The sequence below is a fragment of the Lysobacter lycopersici genome (assembly GCF_007556775.1).
GTDB classification, from domain to species: domain Bacteria; phylum Pseudomonadota; class Gammaproteobacteria; order Xanthomonadales; family Xanthomonadaceae; genus Pseudoluteimonas; species Pseudoluteimonas lycopersici.
On sequence record NZ_CP041742.1, the window covers coordinates 1,594,693 to 1,611,363 of the forward strand.

General features: G+C 67.7%; 18 protein-coding genes. 7 read left to right on the forward strand and 11 right to left on the reverse strand.

Features of this window, described 5'->3' with window-relative positions; all coding sequences use genetic code 11:
- Nucleotides 1-3: 3 nt before the first annotated feature.
- The 4 genes from FNZ56_RS07975 to FNZ56_RS07990 are packed head-to-tail and all read right to left on the reverse strand — an operon-like array spanning nucleotide 4 to nucleotide 2,836.
- On the reverse strand, nucleotides 4-711 hold the full coding sequence (locus FNZ56_RS07975) for a pseudouridine synthase (protein ID WP_143879327.1): 708 nt from the start codon (nucleotides 709-711) through the stop codon (nucleotides 4-6).
- The gene (locus tag FNZ56_RS07980; RefSeq protein WP_143879328.1) at nucleotides 708-1,781 is read right to left on the reverse strand and encodes a class I SAM-dependent methyltransferase; all 1,074 of its coding nucleotides are present in this window, start codon (nucleotides 1,779-1,781) and stop codon (nucleotides 708-710) included. The genes FNZ56_RS07975 and FNZ56_RS07980 overlap by 4 nt, the downstream gene beginning before the upstream one ends.
- Before the next feature lie 30 nt (nucleotides 1,782-1,811).
- Nucleotides 1,812-2,261, reverse strand: a complete 450-nt coding sequence (locus FNZ56_RS07985) for a hypothetical protein (RefSeq protein WP_143879329.1) — start codon at nucleotides 2,259-2,261, stop codon at nucleotides 1,812-1,814.
- Nucleotides 2,258-2,836, reverse strand: coding sequence for an RNA polymerase sigma factor (locus FNZ56_RS07990; protein ID WP_143879330.1), 579 nt, complete (start codon nucleotides 2,834-2,836; stop codon nucleotides 2,258-2,260). The genes FNZ56_RS07985 and FNZ56_RS07990 overlap by 4 nt, the downstream gene beginning before the upstream one ends.
- A 182-nt stretch (nucleotides 2,837-3,018) precedes the next feature.
- Between FNZ56_RS07990 and FNZ56_RS07995 the strand changes: the two genes are divergently transcribed.
- On the forward strand, nucleotides 3,019-3,345 hold the full coding sequence (locus tag FNZ56_RS07995; protein ID WP_143879331.1) for a hypothetical protein: 327 nt from the start codon (nucleotides 3,019-3,021) through the stop codon (nucleotides 3,343-3,345).
- Between the two features lie 4 nt (nucleotides 3,346-3,349).
- Here the strand turns inward: FNZ56_RS07995 and FNZ56_RS08000 are convergent, their stop codons facing one another.
- Nucleotides 3,350-4,540 carry an EAL domain-containing protein gene (locus tag FNZ56_RS08000; protein WP_185970694.1) on the reverse strand — a complete coding sequence of 397 codons (1,191 nt, stop codon included), beginning with the start codon at nucleotides 4,538-4,540 and terminating at the stop codon, nucleotides 3,350-3,352.
- 118 nt (nucleotides 4,541-4,658) lie between these two features.
- On the opposite strand from FNZ56_RS08000, the gene FNZ56_RS08005 reads away from it, so the two are divergent.
- From FNZ56_RS08005 to FNZ56_RS08015, 3 genes are all read left to right on the forward strand, one after another.
- A complete protein-coding gene (locus tag FNZ56_RS08005; RefSeq protein ID WP_143879333.1) occupies nucleotides 4,659-4,904 on the forward strand; it encodes a DUF3297 family protein in 246 nt (81 codons plus the stop codon).
- Between the two features lie 95 nt (nucleotides 4,905-4,999).
- Nucleotides 5,000-7,120: a M13 family metallopeptidase gene (locus FNZ56_RS08010; RefSeq protein WP_143879334.1), complete on the forward strand. Its 2,121-nt coding sequence runs from the start codon at nucleotides 5,000-5,002 to the stop codon at nucleotides 7,118-7,120.
- Between the two features lie 338 nt (nucleotides 7,121-7,458).
- Entirely contained in the window at nucleotides 7,459-9,291 is a 1,833-nt protein-coding gene (locus tag FNZ56_RS08015; RefSeq protein ID WP_143879335.1) for a protease pro-enzyme activation domain-containing protein, read from the forward strand.
- 394 nt (nucleotides 9,292-9,685) lie between these two features.
- On the opposite strand, the gene FNZ56_RS08020 is transcribed toward FNZ56_RS08015, so the two are convergent.
- The 6 genes from FNZ56_RS08020 to FNZ56_RS08045 form a co-directional block, all read right to left on the reverse strand.
- Nucleotides 9,686-10,129, reverse strand: coding sequence for an SRPBCC family protein (locus FNZ56_RS08020; RefSeq protein WP_143879336.1), 444 nt, complete (start codon nucleotides 10,127-10,129; stop codon nucleotides 9,686-9,688).
- Nucleotides 10,130-10,157: 28 nt separating this feature from the next.
- Entirely contained in the window at nucleotides 10,158-10,565 is a 408-nt protein-coding gene (locus FNZ56_RS08025; RefSeq protein ID WP_143879337.1) for a VOC family protein, read from the reverse strand.
- Nucleotides 10,566-10,589: 24 nt separating this feature from the next.
- Complete coding sequence (locus FNZ56_RS08030; RefSeq protein WP_143879338.1) at nucleotides 10,590-11,012, reverse strand: VOC family protein; 423 nt, start codon at nucleotides 11,010-11,012, stop codon at nucleotides 10,590-10,592.
- A gap of 31 nt (nucleotides 11,013-11,043) precedes the next feature.
- Nucleotides 11,044-11,457 carry a VOC family protein gene (locus FNZ56_RS08035; protein ID WP_143879339.1) on the reverse strand — a complete coding sequence of 138 codons (414 nt, stop codon included), beginning with the start codon at nucleotides 11,455-11,457 and terminating at the stop codon, nucleotides 11,044-11,046.
- The gene (locus FNZ56_RS08040) at nucleotides 11,454-12,089 is read right to left on the reverse strand and encodes a TetR/AcrR family transcriptional regulator (protein WP_143879340.1); all 636 of its coding nucleotides are present in this window, start codon (nucleotides 12,087-12,089) and stop codon (nucleotides 11,454-11,456) included. Before FNZ56_RS08040 ends, FNZ56_RS08035 begins: the two co-directional genes overlap by 4 nt.
- 119 nt (nucleotides 12,090-12,208) lie before the next feature.
- A complete protein-coding gene (locus FNZ56_RS08045; protein WP_143879341.1) occupies nucleotides 12,209-12,970 on the reverse strand; it encodes a class I SAM-dependent methyltransferase in 762 nt (253 codons plus the stop codon).
- A gap of 180 nt (nucleotides 12,971-13,150) precedes the next feature.
- On the opposite strand from FNZ56_RS08045, the gene FNZ56_RS08050 reads away from it, so the two are divergent.
- The 3 genes from FNZ56_RS08050 to FNZ56_RS08060 are packed head-to-tail and all read left to right on the forward strand — an operon-like array spanning nucleotide 13,151 to nucleotide 16,602.
- The gene (locus FNZ56_RS08050; RefSeq protein WP_143879342.1) at nucleotides 13,151-14,506 is read left to right on the forward strand and encodes an amidohydrolase family protein; all 1,356 of its coding nucleotides are present in this window, start codon (nucleotides 13,151-13,153) and stop codon (nucleotides 14,504-14,506) included.
- The gene (locus FNZ56_RS08055) at nucleotides 14,496-15,653 is read left to right on the forward strand and encodes a dipeptidase (RefSeq protein WP_143879343.1); all 1,158 of its coding nucleotides are present in this window, start codon (nucleotides 14,496-14,498) and stop codon (nucleotides 15,651-15,653) included. The genes FNZ56_RS08050 and FNZ56_RS08055 overlap by 11 nt, the downstream gene beginning before the upstream one ends.
- Before the next feature lie 4 nt (nucleotides 15,654-15,657).
- Entirely contained in the window at nucleotides 15,658-16,602 is a 945-nt protein-coding gene (locus FNZ56_RS08060) for an ornithine cyclodeaminase family protein (protein ID WP_143879344.1), read from the forward strand.
- Nucleotides 16,603-16,671: the final 69 nt, after the last annotated feature.

Here is a 16,671-nt window from a genome sequence, read left to right on the forward strand (position 1 = left end):
GCCTCAGGCGGCGGGCGCGAACAGCGCCTGCCGTCCCGTTTCATCGAGGATTCGCCGCTCGCCTTCCGGCAAATTGCCGAGTTCGAGTCCGCCGATCTGCTCGCGATGCAGCGCCACGACGCGGTTGCCGACCGCGGCGAACATGCGTCGCACCTGGTGGTAGCGGCCTTCGTGCAAGGTCAGCCGTGCATTGCGCGCGTCGGTGGTTTCGAGTTCCGCCGGCAACAGCGGCGTCTTCTCGCCATCCAGCATCAACGTGCCGCTGGCGAACAGCGCGGCCTCGTCGCCGCGCAGGTCTTCCGCCAGCGTTGCGCGATAGACCTTGGGCAGTTTCGATTTCGGCGCGATGATCCGGTGCAACAGCTGTCCATCGTCGGTGAGCAGCAACAGGCCGGAGGTGTCGCGATCCAGTCGCCCGACCGTGGACAAGGCCGGATTTCGCAGGCGGAAACGCGGCGGCAGCAGGTCGTAGACCACGCGACCGGGATCTTTCGTCGAACAGGTGACGCCGACCGGTTTGTGCAGCATCAGCAACAAGCCTTGCGGAGGATCCAGCACTTCGCCATCGACGCGGATCGCATCAAACGGAACGACGTCGTCGGCGTACAGCACTTCGCCATCCGCATCGGTGACGCGGCCCTCGCGGAACATCCACGCGACCTCCTTGCGACTGCCGTAGCCGAGGTTGGCGAGGTGCTTGACCAGCTTCACGACTTCACCGCATGCACGATCTTGAATCCTGCTTGCTGCGCGACGATCCGCGCCGATGCGAAGCCATCCGCGAGCGCATCTTCGTAGGGCAGGTGCCGGTTCGCAACCAGCCACAGCACCCCGCCGGGTTTGAGCGCGTTAGCAGCCGAGGCGATGAAGGCGCGGCCGATGTCGGGGCGTTCGCCGCGGCCGAGCGCATGGAACGGCGGGTTGCAAACGATCGCATCGAAGCGTTCGGTAACGCCGCGTTCCACGTCATGCCAATGGCAATGCACGGGGACGCTTGCGCCGGCGAGGTTTTCGTCGGCCAGCGCCAGCGCGCGCGCATCGGCCTCGTACAGGTCGAGCGAAGCGATGCGCGGACAGCGCGCCAACACTTGCAATGCGAGATAACCCCAGCCCGCGCCGAAATCGGCGACGCGGCCGTGCAGAACCTGCCCCGGGCTTGACCCGGGGTCGCCCGGAAAATGCGCGGCCAGCAATTGCGATGCGGCATCGACGCGATCCCAGGCGAATACGCCGGGGCGACTGAGGAAGCCGCCGCCCGGCACGTCCTCGCTGGCCACGCGGCGCGGCGCATCCGCCTTCAACCACTGCGCGAGCAGGCCTGCGTCAAACGACGCATCGGGCCGTGTCCAGAACGTGCGGCAATGGTGCTTGCTCTGCACCGACAGCGCGCCGGCGAGCTGCTTCAGGTCCGCTTCGCGCGATTTCGCGCCCTCGTCGTTCGCGACCGCGGCAATCACGATCCCGCCCGGTGCACAGGCCGCGCAGGCTTTCGCCAGCAGCGCGCGCGCTTCCTCGCGCTGGCGCGGCGGCAACACCAGCACCAGCGGGAACGCGCGTTCCGGCAGGGAATCTTCGTCCAGCAGTTCGACGCCGATGCGTTCGAGTCTCTCCGCTTCCGGTTTGAACGGCTGGGTCGCGGCAAAGGCGCGCGCCCCGACCGCATGCAGCGCCGCACCCTCGCGTGCACGCAAAAACAGCGCACCCTCGGCCGGCCAGCGCAATGCGCCATCGGCGAACGGATGCAGCAGGGCGTCGAATGCAGGATCGCGCGTGGAGGACATGCGCGCAGTGTAGCCGCGCGCGGCGCGGCTTCAGCGCAGCGCGTGGCCGCCGTTGTCGACGCGCAGGCGACCGAAGGCCCAGGTCATCGCCACGCAGGCGCCGAGCGCCAGGCCCCAGCTGCGCAACGCACTCGCATCCGCGGCAGGCAACAACGACAGGCTGGCGTGCAGCCATGCGCCGCCATCGTTGGCGACGAAGTACAAGGCCGATACCGCGAACGCAGCGATCAAACCTCGCACCAGCCAGCGTTCGAGCGCGCTCTCCCCGCGCGCGGGCAAGCGCGCGGCCTGCGCGGCGACGGCCTTGGCGAAATCCGCCGGCAGCGCATCCGGCAACGGCTCGCGCAACGCACGCACGATGCGCCGGTACGCAGCAACATCCGGATCGCCGGCATCGTCGGCGTGCAGGCGCTCCTCGCGCAGCGCGCGTTCCTGCAGGCGCCATTCGCGTTCGTCGAATTGGTCGTTGGGCTTGTTCATGCGGCGACTCCCATGCCGGGCGCCAGCCATTCCTGCAGGCGCTTGCGGCTGCGGAACAGGTGGCTCTTGAGCGTGCCCTCGGCGAGCCCGGTGATGCGCGAAATCTGCGCCAGCGGCAATTCGTCGAGGTGGTACAGGGTGAGGATGGTGCGTTGCAGCGGGGGCAGGCGCGCGATCGCCGCGTGCAGGCGGCGCGCGATGTCGTCGTCCACGACCGCGGCTTCGAGATCGAATTCGTCGGCGACGCGTTCGTGCAGCGGCGTGCCTTCCTCGTCCGCGTCTTCGGCGACCGGGATGCGCTTGCGCTCGAGGTGGCGCTTCGCGACCGAATACGCGACCTGTCCGATCCACGCCTTCAGCGGCGCGTCGTGGCGGTACTGGTGCAGGCACTGGTGCACGCGCAGGAACGCCTCCTGGCACAGCTCGCGCGCGTCTTCCGGATGGCGAACCATGCGTTGCACGATGTGCCAGCACAGGCCCTGGTACTCGCGCACGAGGCATTCGAACGCGCCGGGCTCACCACCCAGCACGGCGGTCACCAGGGCGCGATCCTCGGGCGTGCGGCCGTCTTCCATGGCACATGGGATACGCCCCGGGCGGGATCGGTTGCAACCCTCGGCTTCATTCCCTCTCCCCGCCGAGCGAGAGGGTGCCGCGCGCAGCGCGGCGGGAGAGGGGCAACTTTGTGCAACCGGCATGGAACCGGCCGTATCCAATGCCTCGAACGCCGCATTCCGCGGCTCGACCGGACCCCGCCATGAACTTCGAAATCCTGATCCCGATCAGCCTGTTCCTTGCCATCGCCTACACCATCAAGGCCGTGGTCGATGCCGGCGTGCGCCGCAAGATGGTCGATTCCAACGGCTCCCAGGACCTGGTCCGTTCGATGCTGGAGGGCGAGGAAGCGCGCCGCCGCCACGGTTCGCTGCGCTGGGGCGTGACCCTGACCCTGCTTGCGGTCGGCTTCGGCCTGGTGCAGGCCTCGGGCTGGACCGAAATCAACCCGGGCGTGATCGCGGTGCTGGTCGGCGCCACCGGCCTCGGCAACCTCGCCTATTACCTGCTGGCGCGCAAGCTGGGTTGATGCATCACGCGTCGGCGGGGCCGCGCGCGGCCTCGCCCGACAGCACCTCGCTCGCCGGCGCCGCCTTGCCGATGAGGTAGCCCTGGGCGTAGCGCACCTCGAGTTCGCGCAGGCGCTGCAATTGCGCCTGCGTTTCCACGCCTTCGCAGATGACATCGGCGCCGATGCCGTGCGCCATCGCGACGATGGCCTCGACGATCGCCATCGCCTTGGGCGAATCGAACATGTGGCGGGCGAAGGCCTGGTCCATCTTCACGTACTCGAAGTCGAGCTTGTGCAGGTGGGTGAGGTTGGAATAGCCGGTGCCGAAGTCGTCGAGCGCGAAGCGGATGCCGTGTTCGCGGCAATGCCGCATCACCGCCGCGACCGGTTCGTAGTCGAGCATGCGGCTTTCGGTGACCTCGAGCTTGAGCGCGCCTCGCGGCAGGCCGGCGCGTTCGACCCGATCGACGATCTGCCGCGCCATGCCCGGTTCCACCAACTGCCGCGCGGATAGGTTCACCGCGATGTCCGGCAACGGATCGTGGCCGAGGTCGCGCAACTGCGACAGCAGCGCGACCACGCGGTCGAGCACGTATTCGCCGACCGGCACGATGAGCGAGGTTTCCTCGGCGAGCTTGATGAACTCGGCCGGGGAGACCATGCCGTTGCCCGGCAGTTCCCAGCGCACCAGCGCTTCGTAGCCGGCCACGCGCGCGGCGGGGATGTCGTAGATCGGCTGGTAGCGCACCTCGATGCCGCCTTCGTCCAGCGCCTGCCGCAGTTGCGCGTCGCGGCGCAGCTTGTCGATGCCGGTGCGCTGTTCGTGGTCCTCGCCGGGCAGGCCTTCGACCGCGTGCGCGGACGCGCCTTCGCCACCGGACTGGATCCGGCGCATGCGTCGCGCGAGCCCCTCGACCATGGCGCGCACGATCGGGTCGCAGGACTCGATGCGTTCGCGCAAGGCCTCGTCCTCGATCGCGAGCAGCACCGCGTCGCTGGCCGCGGTGGCGGTGGCGGTGCGCGCGCCATGGTCGAGCATGGACAGTTCGTCAAGCATTTCGCCGGGACCGAAGCTGCCGTGCTCGTGCCGGCGTTGGCCATCGCTGGAAGACAGAACGACCTGCCCGCTTTCGATCAGCCACGCGCAATCGGCGGGATCGCCCTGCCGGTACAGCACTTCTCCCGCGAACAGCGAGCGGCGGATGGTGGCCATGCGCTTCCCCCGAAGCATTTCGTCCATGTGCTTACGAAAAGCGGGGCGGAAACCGGCAATCGCGGACATCCGTGCCGCCGCGCGCTAGGCTATCGCGGTTTTCGACACCGCATCGGCCATGGACACGCCCAACGACACCCCGCCCGACCGCCTCAGCAACGACCCGCGCAGCAAGTACCACGACGAAGCCCTGCTCGAACGCGGCATCGGCATCCGCTTCAACGGCCAGGAACGCCACAACGTCGAGGAATACTGCGTCAGCGAGGGCTGGATCCGGGTCCAGGCCGGGCGCGCGCTCGACCGCCGCGGCCAGCCGATGACGATGAAGATCCGCGGCACCGTCGAGGCCTGGTTCCGCACCTGAACCGCGCTTCGATCCGCCGGGTAGCGTGACTGGCGGCCTTTGCGCCGTCCGCATGGGCGTTCTACGCTCGGGCTTTCCCCTGCCGAGAGCCGCCCATGCCGTCGATTCCGCATCGTTCCCTGCTCGCCTTCGCCGTGTCCGCCGCGCTCGCCGCGGGGCTGGGTGCCTGCGAACGCGCATCCGCGCCTTCCGGCGATGCTTCGAAACCGGCGGCGCAGGCCGGGGCTACGGCGAAGGCCGCGCTCGGCAGCTTCGGTTTCGACACCGCCGGCATGGACAAGTCGGTCGCGCCCGGCGACGAGTTCTACGACTACGCCAACGGCGGCTGGATGAAAACCACGGAGATTCCCGCCGACCGTTCCAGCATCGGCGCTTTCGCAGTGCTCGCGCAGCAGGCGCAGAAGGACACGCGCGACATCGTCGAAAACGCGGCGAAGGACGCGAACGCCAGCGGCGACGAAAAGAAGATCGGCGACTACTACACCGCGTTCATGGACGAAGCCGGGATCGAGGCCAGGGGCCTCGCGCCGGTGAAGCCCGAACTCGATGCCATCGCCGGCATCGCCGATGCGGATGCGCTGGCGAAGACGCTCGGCGGCCAGTTGCGCGCCGACGTCGACTTGCTCAACGCGACGAATTACTACACCGACCGCCTGTTCGGCCTGTGGGTGTCGCAGGACATCAACGAACCAACGCGCACCGCACCCTACCTCGTGCAGGGCGGCCTCGGCATGCCCGACCGCAGCTTCTACCTCGACGGCGGGCGCATGGCCGAGCTGCGCAAGGCCTACCAGGCGCACGTCGCGAAGGTGCTGGACCTCGCCGGCATCGCCGAATCCGATGCCAAGGCCGCGCGCATCCTCGCGCTGGAAACCGCGATCGCGAAGGTGCACGCGACCCAGGAAGAAACCAACGACGTCGCCAAGGGCGCGAATGCGTGGAAGCGCGCCGACTTCGACGCGAAGGCGCCGGGCCTGGACTGGGCCGCGTATTTCGACGCCGCCGGCCTCGGCCAGCAGCAGGATTTCATCGTCTGGCAACCGAAGGCGGTCGCCGGCATTTCCGCGCTGGTGAAATCGCAGCCGCTGGACGCGTGGAAGGACTACCTCGCCTACCACGCGCTCGATCGGGCCTCGCCGTATTTGCCGAAGGCCTTCGCCGATGAAAGCTTCGATTTCCACGGCCACGTGCTCAACGGCACGCCGCAGCAGTCCGAACGCTGGAAGCGCGCGATCGACGACACCAGCGGCGCGCTGGGCGAGGCGATCGGCAAGCTGTACGCCGACCAGCATTTCTCGCCGGAGACCAAGGCGCGCGCCGAGGCGATGGTGAAGAACATCCTCGCCGCGTTCGGCAAGCGCATCGACGCGGTCGCATGGATGTCGCCGGAAACCAAGGCGCAGGCCAAGGCCAAGCTCGCCGGGCTCAAGGTCGGCGTCGGTTATCCGGACGCGTGGCGCGATTATTCCGCGCTGGAAGTGAAGCGCGACGACGCGCTCGGCAATGCCGAACGCGCGGGCGAATTCGAATACCAGCGCAACCTCGCCAAGCTCGGCAAGCCGGTCGGCCACGACGAGTGGTGCATGCTGCCGCAGACGGTGAACGCGGTGAACCTCCCGCTGGAGAACCGCCTGCTGTTCCCCGCCGCGATCCTGCAGCCTCCGTTCTTCGATCCCAACGCCGACGACGCGGTGAACTACGGCGGCATCGGTTCGGTGATCGGCCACGAGGTCAGCCACAGCTTCGACAACAGCGGCGCGCTGTTCGATGCCGACGGCAAGCTGCGCAACTGGTGGACGAAGGAGGATTTCGCGAAGTTCGAGGCCGCCGGCGCCGCGCTCGCCGCGCAGTTCGATACCTACGCGCCGTTCCCCGACCTGCACGTCAACGGCAAGCTGACGCTGGGCGAGGACATCGCCGACGTCGCCGGCCTCGCGACCTCGTACGACGCCTACCATGCCTCGTGGAACGGCACGACGCCGGCGACACTCGACGGATTCACCCCGGACCAGCGCTTCTTCCTCGGCTTCGCCCAGGTGTGGCGCACCAAGTTCCGCGAAGCCGCGCTGCGCAACCGCGTGCTCACCGACGTGCACGCGCCGGGCATGTACCGCGCGCTGACCGTGCGCAACATCGACGCGTGGTATCCGGCGTTCGACGTGAAGGACGGCACCAAGCTGTACCTCGCGCCGGGCAAGCGCGTGAAGATCTGGTAACCCGCATTCGATGCAGCAACGAAAACGCCGGCGAAAGCCGGCGTTTTTCGTCCCGCCAGCCGCGATCCCGGAGCGCGGTGCCCGCAACCGCTCGACGGCGTGGTGCGCTGCAAGGTGCTTGGCCGGCGAGAATGTTATAGCGTAACAATCGCAGGCATCGGGGAGCCTGCGGCGATCCGGGGCCCTGGCATTCGCAACTCCCGCCGCGTCTCGCACGGGAAACCCGGTATCGGCGCCTCCACGCGGGATGGGGACGGCGCATTCGCATGACGTTGCAAATCGCGACCGCCGAAGTTGCGCGGCCGTCTCCTTCCACTCCATGAGGGCAGGTTCCAGCAATGACCAATCATTTCCGTTTGAAGGCGCTTGTCGCCGCATTGACTCTGGCCGCGGGCGCAACGGCGAATGCCGCCGCGCCGGCGATCACCTCGATGGCGCGGCCCACCCGGCTGGCGCAAGGCGACGCCGTCGTCGGATCGCTCGCGGCCTCGCAACCGATGCACATCGTCATCGGCCTGAAGTTGCGCAACAAGGCAGAACTGGATTCCTACATTTCCAGGCCCGGCTTCAAGCCGCTCACCGGCGCGGCCTTCGTGTCGCGCTACGCGCCCAGCGCGGAGCAGGCGCAGGCGGTGGCGCACTTCCTGGAGCTGTCGGGGTTCAGCAACGTCAGGATCTCGCCGAACCGCATCCTCGTGTCAGGCGACGCGCCGGCGTCGAACGTGCAGCGCGCGTTCCAGACCTCGCTCGCCAGCGTGAGGACGCAGGATGGCCGCATGGCCTATGCGAACACCCGCGACGCCACGTTGCCGGCGTCGTTGCAACCGTTCGTCAATGGCGTGGTCGGCCTGCAGAACGTGCACGTGCCGCACCTGCTGTACCGGGTCTACAAGGGCGGCGCGACCACCGCGGTGACCGGGCACCAACCGACCGATTTCCCGTCGATCTACGGCGCGGACGGCCTGCCGGTGGCGTCGGGCATCAACGTCGGCATCCTCGCCGAAGGCAACCTGACCAAGACCCTCAGCTCGCTCGACACCTTCACTTCGGCGAACGGCTTGCCGCCGGTCGCGACGCATTCGGTCGGCACGCCCAACAGCGATACCAGCGGCACCGTCGAATGGGAGCTGGACAGCCAGACCATCGTCGGCGCCGCCGGCGGCCAGGTCGGTTCGCTGACGTTCTACCTGATGCCCGACATCAGTTCGGATACCTCGGTCGCCGAAGGCATCAACCTCGCGGTGACCGACAACACGACCACGATCGTCAACGGCTCGCTCGGCGTCAGCGAAATCGATGCGCAGAACGACGGCGGTTTCGCCACCACCGACGCGGTACTGGAGCAGGGCATAGCGCAGGGACAAAGCTTCGCCTTCTCCACCGGCGACGATGGCGCGAGCAAGTGCTTCCACACCGGCCGGCGTGACAACGGCGCCTGCTGGCCGGCGGTGTCCCAGTACGTGGTCGCGGTCGGCGGCACCACCCTGGATGCCTCGACCGGCGCGGGCGCGACCTGGAACGGCGAAACGGTCTGGTCGGGCGCGGGCGGCCAGGAAAGCACGGTCGAAGCGAAGCCGAGCTGGCAGACACTGTGGAGCGGTTCGCATCGCGCCGCGCCGGACATCGCCTTCGATGCCGATCCGAGCTCGGGCGCGAAGATCTACAACGGCGCCACGCAATCGCAGATCGGCGGCACCAGTCTTTCCGCGCCGATGTTCGTCGGCTTCTGGGCGCGCGTGATGCAGGGCAAGGGCAACCTGGGCTTCCCGGCCCCGCTGCTGTACCCGCTGTCGGCGTCGGATTTCCACGACGTCACTTCGGGCAGCAACGGCAACGCGGCGGGCGCGGGCTACGACCTCGCCAGCGGCCGCGGCAGCGTGGTCTGGAGCGCGGCCTACGCCGAACTCGGCGGTGGCGGCCCCGGCAACCAGCCGCCGGTGGCGAGTTTCACCGTCAAGCATCGTGGCCTGACCGTGCAACTCACCGATACTTCCACCGATTCCGACGGCAGCGTCGTCTCGCGCACGTGGAACGTGGGCGATGGCAGGTCGTCGACCAAGAACCCGCTGTTGTTCAAGTACGCGAGCGCGGGCACGTACACGGTGACGCTGACGGTGACGGACGACGATGGCGCAACGAGTACCACGAGCCAGTCGGTGACGGTCCCGTAATTCTTTTCCGGATCGGTTGGTTCGAAACGAAAACGCCGGCGCAAGCCGGCGTTTTCTTTGGATCGCCAAGTCTTCCCGGCTATTCACGCTTCGCTTTGGCGTGCGGGTTCGATTTGAAGAAGAGTTTCCACATCACAAGCGACCAGATAACAGCCACAAGCGGCGTAAGCAACATGACACCCACGAAATCGGGTGATCCGAATTCGCCGGTCAGAATCTTGCGACCTAAGAGTGCGGCGGCAGATATTGTCGTCCAGCCAATGGTCACAGCTCCAACGAACCTGCCTTGAGTCCCGAGAGACCATCGCAAAATTCCCATTGCGGACTTCCTGCCAACCCTATTCTGGATCTAAGCATAGCGGGATGATGGATCCGCATCCGTATCGATTCCAGGTCAATCCGGAACCTCGGCCTGCACCAGTTGCCCGAGCAGTTGCAGCGATTCCTGCCAGCCGAGGTAGCACATCTCGGTTGGGATCATGTCCGGAATACCGCTCTGCTCGATCGACAGCTCGGTGCCGCAGGACACCGGCTTCAGCACGATGGTCGTGCGCATTTCGCCGGGCAGGTTGGGATCGTCGAAGCGATCCGAATAGGCGATGCGTTCGTCCTGCACCAATTCCAGGTACTCGCCGCCGAAACTGTGCGAATTGCCGGTGGAGAAATTGGTGAAGCTCATCTTGTAGCGGCCGCCGACGCGAGCGTCCATCTCGTGCACCTTGCCGGTGAATCCGTGCGGCGGCAGCCACTTCGCCATCGCGTCGGGGTCGAGGAAGGCGCGGTAGATGCGCGAGGCGGGCGCGGTCAGCACGCGGTGGAATTTCACGGTTCCGCTCATGGCATTGCTCCTGCGTGGGGAAGGGAATTCATTGCGCCGGCGCCTGCGACATGTCCATGTGGAACACGCCCCACTGGTGCCCGTCGAGGTCGACGAATCCACTCGAATACATGAAGCCCAGGTCTTCCGGGTCGTGGCCTGCGGCCGCGCCGGCCGCGACCGCCTTGCGCACCAGATCGTCCACCTCCGCACGGCTGTCCAGCGACAGGGCGAGCAGCGCTTCGGTGGCCTTGCGCGCGTCGGTGATCGGCACTTTCGTGAGCGTGGAAAAGAACGCTTCGGTCGCCAGCATCACGCTGGTGTTGTCGTTGATGACCAGCGCGGCGCCGTTTTCGCTTGCGAACTGCTGGTCGAACGCGAAGCCGATCGCGGTGAAGAAATCGACCGAGCGCTGCAGATCCTTGATCGGCAGGGTGACGTAGAGGTTGCGGGGCATGGCGGTGTCCTTGTCGGTGGTGGATCAGGGCACGGGTTTCAGGCAATTCACCAGCCAGCCCTTGCCGTATTTGTCGGTGAGCAGGCCGAAGCGATGCGCCCAGAAGGTCTCGGCGATCGGGCATTGCACGCTGCCGCCTTCCGACAACGCGGCGAAGATGCGCTCGGCTTCCTGCGGCGTGTCGACGGCGATGTTCACGCAGGTGCTGCCGGCCTCGTGTGGCGGCGGGCCATCGGCGCCCATCAGCATCGCGCTCCCGCCCGTTTTCGCGGGGATTTCGAGCTGCGAATGCATGACGTGGTCGGCGGACGCGGGGCCGCATTCTTCGGCCATCGGCGATTCGCCATAGGTGAAGCGCTGGGTGACTTCGCCGCCGAAGACCGCGGCGTAGAAATCCATGGCCTCGCGCGCGTTGCCGTCGAAGTTGAGGTAGGGAATGAATTGCATCGTCGATCTCCGTGGGGAAGGGAGCTGCGAATCAAGCGGCGAGGCCGACCATCCAGCCGACGCCGAACTTGTCGGTGAGCATGCCGAACAACGGCGACCAGAAGGTCTGCGTCAACGGCATCTGCACGCTGCCGCCCGCGGCGAGCTTGTCGAACGCGCGTCGCGCCGAGGCTTCGTCGTCGCAGTTGAGCGAGAGGCGGAAGCCCTTGAACTGCGCAGCATCGCTGCTGTCGGCGTCGGACAGCATCAGGTGCGTGTCGCCGACCTTGAGCGCGGCGTGCATCACCTTCTTGTCCCAACCCGGCGGCAGCGGCATCGGCGAAGGCGACGGACTTTCGCCGAAGGTCATGCGCATCGCGACTTCTGCACCGAGTGCATCCTGGTAGAAGGCGATGGCCTCGTCGGCGCGGCCGTTGAGGAACAGGTAGGGATCGATCTTGCTCATGGCGTTTTCCTCTTCGCCGTCGGGGGCAGCGGGAACAGCGATTCGATGTAGCGGCGCAAATGCGACACCGCGTCGGCGGCGGCGGGCGCGCCGCCCTGCGCCTTGGCGAGGATGAAGGCGCCCTGCAACGCGGCCTGGGTGAACAGCGCGAGGCTTTGCGGCGACCAGCCTGCGTCCGGCGCGTATTTCGCCTTCGCTTCCGCAATGTCGCGCACCAATGTTTCGGCATGCAGTTCGATGCCGTTGCGGCAGGCATCGCGCAGCGCGGGATGGCTGTCGTAGGTTTCCTGCACGATGGTGCCGAGCAGGCAGGTGAAGTCGGCGAGTTCGCCCTGCAGCAGTTCGCCGCGGAAATCGACATAGGCGAGCACGCGTTCGCGCGGATCGGCCGGCGCGTGGTAGGGCGCCTGCGCGAACAGCGCGCCGGTCATCGCGTTCCAGTGGCCGACAGCCTCCAACGCCAAGGCTTCCTTGCTCGGGAAGTGGTGGAAGAAGCTGCCCTTCCCCACTTCAGCCGCGCGGCACAGGTCGTCGACCGTGGTCGCGGCGTAACCGCGGCTGCGGAATTCATGCAGCGCGGCGTCGAGCAGGCGCTGGCGGGAGGAAGCGGCAGGGGCTGGGGGCTTGGCCATGGAAAGAACATACCAACCGGTTGGTATGTTCGTCAATGACCGTTCGTCGGCTGCCGCTTTTCCCTCTCCCCTCAGAGGGAGAGGGTGGCGCGCAGCGCCGGTAGAGGGGGTTTTCTGCCTCAGCCCGGCTTGCGGTACAGATGCACGAAGCGATCGGTCTTGCCGCGGATCGCCGGATCGAACACCAGCTTGCTGCGGTCGTCGTCGGGATTGCGCAGGTAAGGCATCGCCGCGACCCATTCGAGTCCGTGCTTGCGGAAATCGGCGATGGCGAATTGCTCGTCGATGCGGTGCAGCGTTTGCGCGGCGCTGCTGCCAGTGCCTTGCTTCGCGCTGTGGTCGACCACCAGCAGCACGCCGCCGGGCTTGAGCGCGCGCGCGATCTGGTCGAGGAACTGGCCGGCATCGATCTTCGTCCAGCCTTCCTTTTCGTCCACCCAGTACAGGTCGTGGTAGGACATCACGATCACCGCGCCGTCGAGGGTGTCGTCGCCCATGCCCAGCGCATCGGTGGGACCGACGACGTGCTGCACGTTCGGCAGGCGATTGTCGGCGAGGCGTTCGGTCCAGCCCTTCTTGCCGAAACCGTCGTAGCCCGGGTTGTTGACCAGCAGCACGTGGCCGGTCGGGCCGACGATGCCGGAGAGGATTTCGCTGTTGTATCCACCGCCGCCGAGGATGTCGGCGACGGTATCGCCCTGCCTGAACTTCGCGAGTGCGAAGACTTCCGCCGGTTTGTCGCGCGCGTCGCGCTCGCGGTCGGCCTGGCTGCGCGCGGGATTGGCGAGCACGCGTTCGATGTCGGATGAAGTCGCCACCGGCGCGCTGGCGCAGGCGGAAACGGCGATGGCGGCGAAACAGGCGGCAAGCAGCAGACGCATGGCGGACTCCGTGGGCGGGGTTGCACGCATCTTGCACCGGCCCATCGCCGATGTGTGGGCGAAACACCATGCCGGCGACCGCGGATGGCAATCCCGACACGTCCCGCAAAGCAAGGCGCGGGTTGTGGCATGCGCAAGGGATGCCTAGCATCCATGGTTCGCCCCGTGGAGCCGCCGGCCATGCGCCTGTTTTCCGCATTCGTGTTGCTGTTCGCCTGCGGCATCGCGATGGCAGCCGACGATACGCCCGCACCGGAGGCCTCGACGCTGTATGCCGATGCCACCGTCATCGATGGCACCGGCGCCGCGCCGAAGTCGCACCAGGACATCCTCGTGCGCGGCGAGCGCATCGTCGCCACGGGCGAACACGGCACGTTGGCCGATACAGACGGCGCACGCATCGTCGACCTGCATGGGCGCTATGTAATCCCGGGATTGATCGATTCACACGTGCATCTGGCCACGCCGCCGAACCTGCCGCGCGCGCGCGCCGCCTTGCGGCGCAACCTCTACGGTGGCGTCACCGCGGTGCGCGACATGGCCGACGACCTACGCCCGGTCGGCGAGCTCGCGCGCGAGGCGCGCGTGGCCGAGATTCCTTCGCCCGACATCTACTACGCCGCGTTGATGGCGGGACCGTCGTTCTTCGCCGACCCGCGCGTGCTGGCGGTAACCGCGGGCGTGAAACCCGGCACCGCGCCGTGGATGCAGGCCATCGACGAACACACCGACATCGCGCAGGCGGTGACGCTGGCGCGCGGCACGTCGGCGACCGCGATCAAGATCTATGCCGACCTGCCATCGGATCTCGTATCCGCGATCACCCGCGAAGCGCACCGGCAAGGCATGCAGGTGTGGGCGCACAGCGCGGTGTTCCCCGCGCGGCCGAAAGACGTGATCGCCGCCGGCATCGACGTCGCCAGCCACGCCTGCTACCAGGCCTACGAAGTGCAGAAGACGATTCCGCAGTCGTATGAGGACCACACGCCGGTGGACGAACGCCTGCTCGCGGCCGACGGCGACGATCCGGTGCTGGCCAGGCTGTATGCGCAGATGCGCGAACGCGGCATCCTGCTCGACGCCACCGGCAGCCTGTTCGTGCGCTACGACGCCTTGCGCAAGTCGGATCCGAAGTTGAAACCGCTGCGCTGCACCGGCGCCGCTACGATCCGCATCGTGCGCCAGGCGTGGCAGGCGGGCGTCGGAATTTCGACCGGCACCGACGACGACGGCGAACGCGAAGCCGCGTGGCCATCGGTGCATGACGAGATCTTCTTCCTCGTGCGCGACGTCGGCATGAGCCCGCTGCAGGCGCTGCATTCCGCCACGCAGGTCGGCGCGCAGGCGGCGGCGCGGGACGCCGAGATGGGCACGATCGCGACAGGCAAGCTCGCCGATTTCGTGGTGCTGGCGAAGGATCCTTCCGCCGACATCGGCAACCTGCGCAGCATCGTCGCCACGGTGAAGCGCGGCAGGGAATACCCGCGCGCGGATTACCGCCCGATCACGCAGGAGGAATGGGGGAATGACGATTGACCGGCGAGGCTTCCTGATGGCGACGACGCTCGGTGCCGCGGCCGCGGCCCTTTCCGCGATGCAGGCGACGCGGGCGGCGGATCGACCCGGCGACGGCGCGACGGACGCGGAACCGCGCCGGCGGCTGATCGTCAACACGCTCGGCGAACTCTGCGATCCCAATGTCGAAACCGACAGCCTGGTGCCGTCGCTCACGCCGCGCGTGCTGGCCGAGGCGCATGCCTCCGGATTGACCGCAGTCAACGTCACCCTCGGCTACGTGTCCGGCGACGAGGATCCGTTCGAAGCCAGCGTGCGCGACATCGCCGCCACCGACGCCGTGGTCCGCGCGCATGCGAACGACGTGCGCAAGGTGTTCGCCGCCGCCGACATCGAACGTTCGCGCGACGACGGCCGCATCGGCCTGGTCTACGGCTTCCAGAACGGCGCCATGCTCGGCGACGACGTCGCGCGCGTGGACATCTTCGCCAACCTCGGCGTGCGCGTGTTCCAGCTCACCTACAACCCGGCGAACCAGCTCGGCGACGGCTCGATGGCACCAGGAAACCGCGGGCTCACGCCATTCGGCCGCGAGGCGATCGCGCGGATCAACGCCAACCGCTGCATGGTCGACCTCTCGCACAGCGGCGAACGGACCTGCATCGAAGCGGCGCAGGCCTCGACCGCGCCGATTTCGATCAACCATACCGGCTGCCGCGCGCTGGCCGACCTGCCGCGCAACAAGACCGACGCCGAACTGCGGCTGGTGGCCGAACGCGGCGGCTTCGTCGGCATCTACTTCATGCCTTTCCTCGTCCTGTCCGGACACGCGCACGCCGCCGACGTGGTCGCGCACATCGACCACGCCGTCGATGTCTGCGGCGAAGACCATGTCGGCATCGGCACCGACGGCGCGGTGTCGCAGATCGACGACCTGCAGGCCTACCAGGCGGTGCTGGCGCGCGAAATCGAAAAGCGCCGCGCCGCCGGCATCAGCGCCGCGGGCGAAAGTCCCGACACGTATCCGTTCGTGGTCGACCTGCGCGGCCCTGGACAGTTCCGCGAACTCGAGCGATTGCTTGCGGCGAAAGGCTATTCCGAAACGCGCATCGACAAGATCCTCGGCCTGAACTTCCTGGATTACGCGCGCACGATCTGGGGTGCCTGAACCGATGCGCGTCATCGACCGCGACGAGGTCGCGCGCCTGCTCGACCATGCGCGCGGCATCGCACTGGTGCGCGCGGCGATGATCGCGCTGGCGCAAGGCCACAGCTCGCAACTGCTGCGCGGCATCCTCGACCTCGGCGGCGGCGATGCCTTCGGGGTGATGCCCGGCGCGCTGGACGGCGCCGGTTTCGGCGCCAAGATCGTGAGCGTGTTCCCCGCGGCCGCGGCGACCGGACGTTCGCACCAGGGCGTGATCGTGCTGTTCGACCGCGACAGCGGCGCGCCGGCGTGCGTGGTCGATGCCGGCGAAGTCACCGCCATTCGCACCGCCTGCGCCTCGGCGGTGGCGACCGATGCGCTGGCGCGAGCCGATGCGACCACGCTCGCGATCCTCGGCAGCGGCGAACAGGCCTGGCACCACGCGCTGGCGCTGCGCCACGTGCGCCCGCTGTCGCGCATCGCGCTGTGGGGCCGCGACGGCGGCAAGGCGCGAGAACTCGCCGAACGCGTTTCCGCCGAACTCGGCGTGCCGACGCGCGTATTCGACAGGGTGCGCGATGCGACCCGGGACGCCGACATCGTCTGTACCGTGACCGCCGCGAGCGAACCGATCCTTGCTTTCGACGACGTCGCCGCCGGCACGCACGTCAACGCGGTCGGTTCCAGCCGCGCCGGGCCGGTCGAGATCGACCCGCGGTTCGTGTCGCGCGCGCGCTTCATCCCCGACCACCGCGAAGGCGTGCTCGCGCAGGGCGCGGAATTCCTGCGCGCGAAGCAACTCGGACTCGCTTCGGACGATGACGTCGGCCCGGACATCGGCCGCGTGCTCGCCGGGACCGCGGCCGGGCGGCGCGATGCGCGCGAGGTGACGGTCTACAAGTCGCTCGGCTCCATCGTGCAGGACCTGGCCTGCGCGGCATGGTTGCGCCGGGCCGTCGCCGAGAACTGATCCGCCGCGTTTCGTCGCCGCATCCCCCGCTCCGTCGCACGGCGCTTCCGCCCGGCGCGTGGCTGCGCC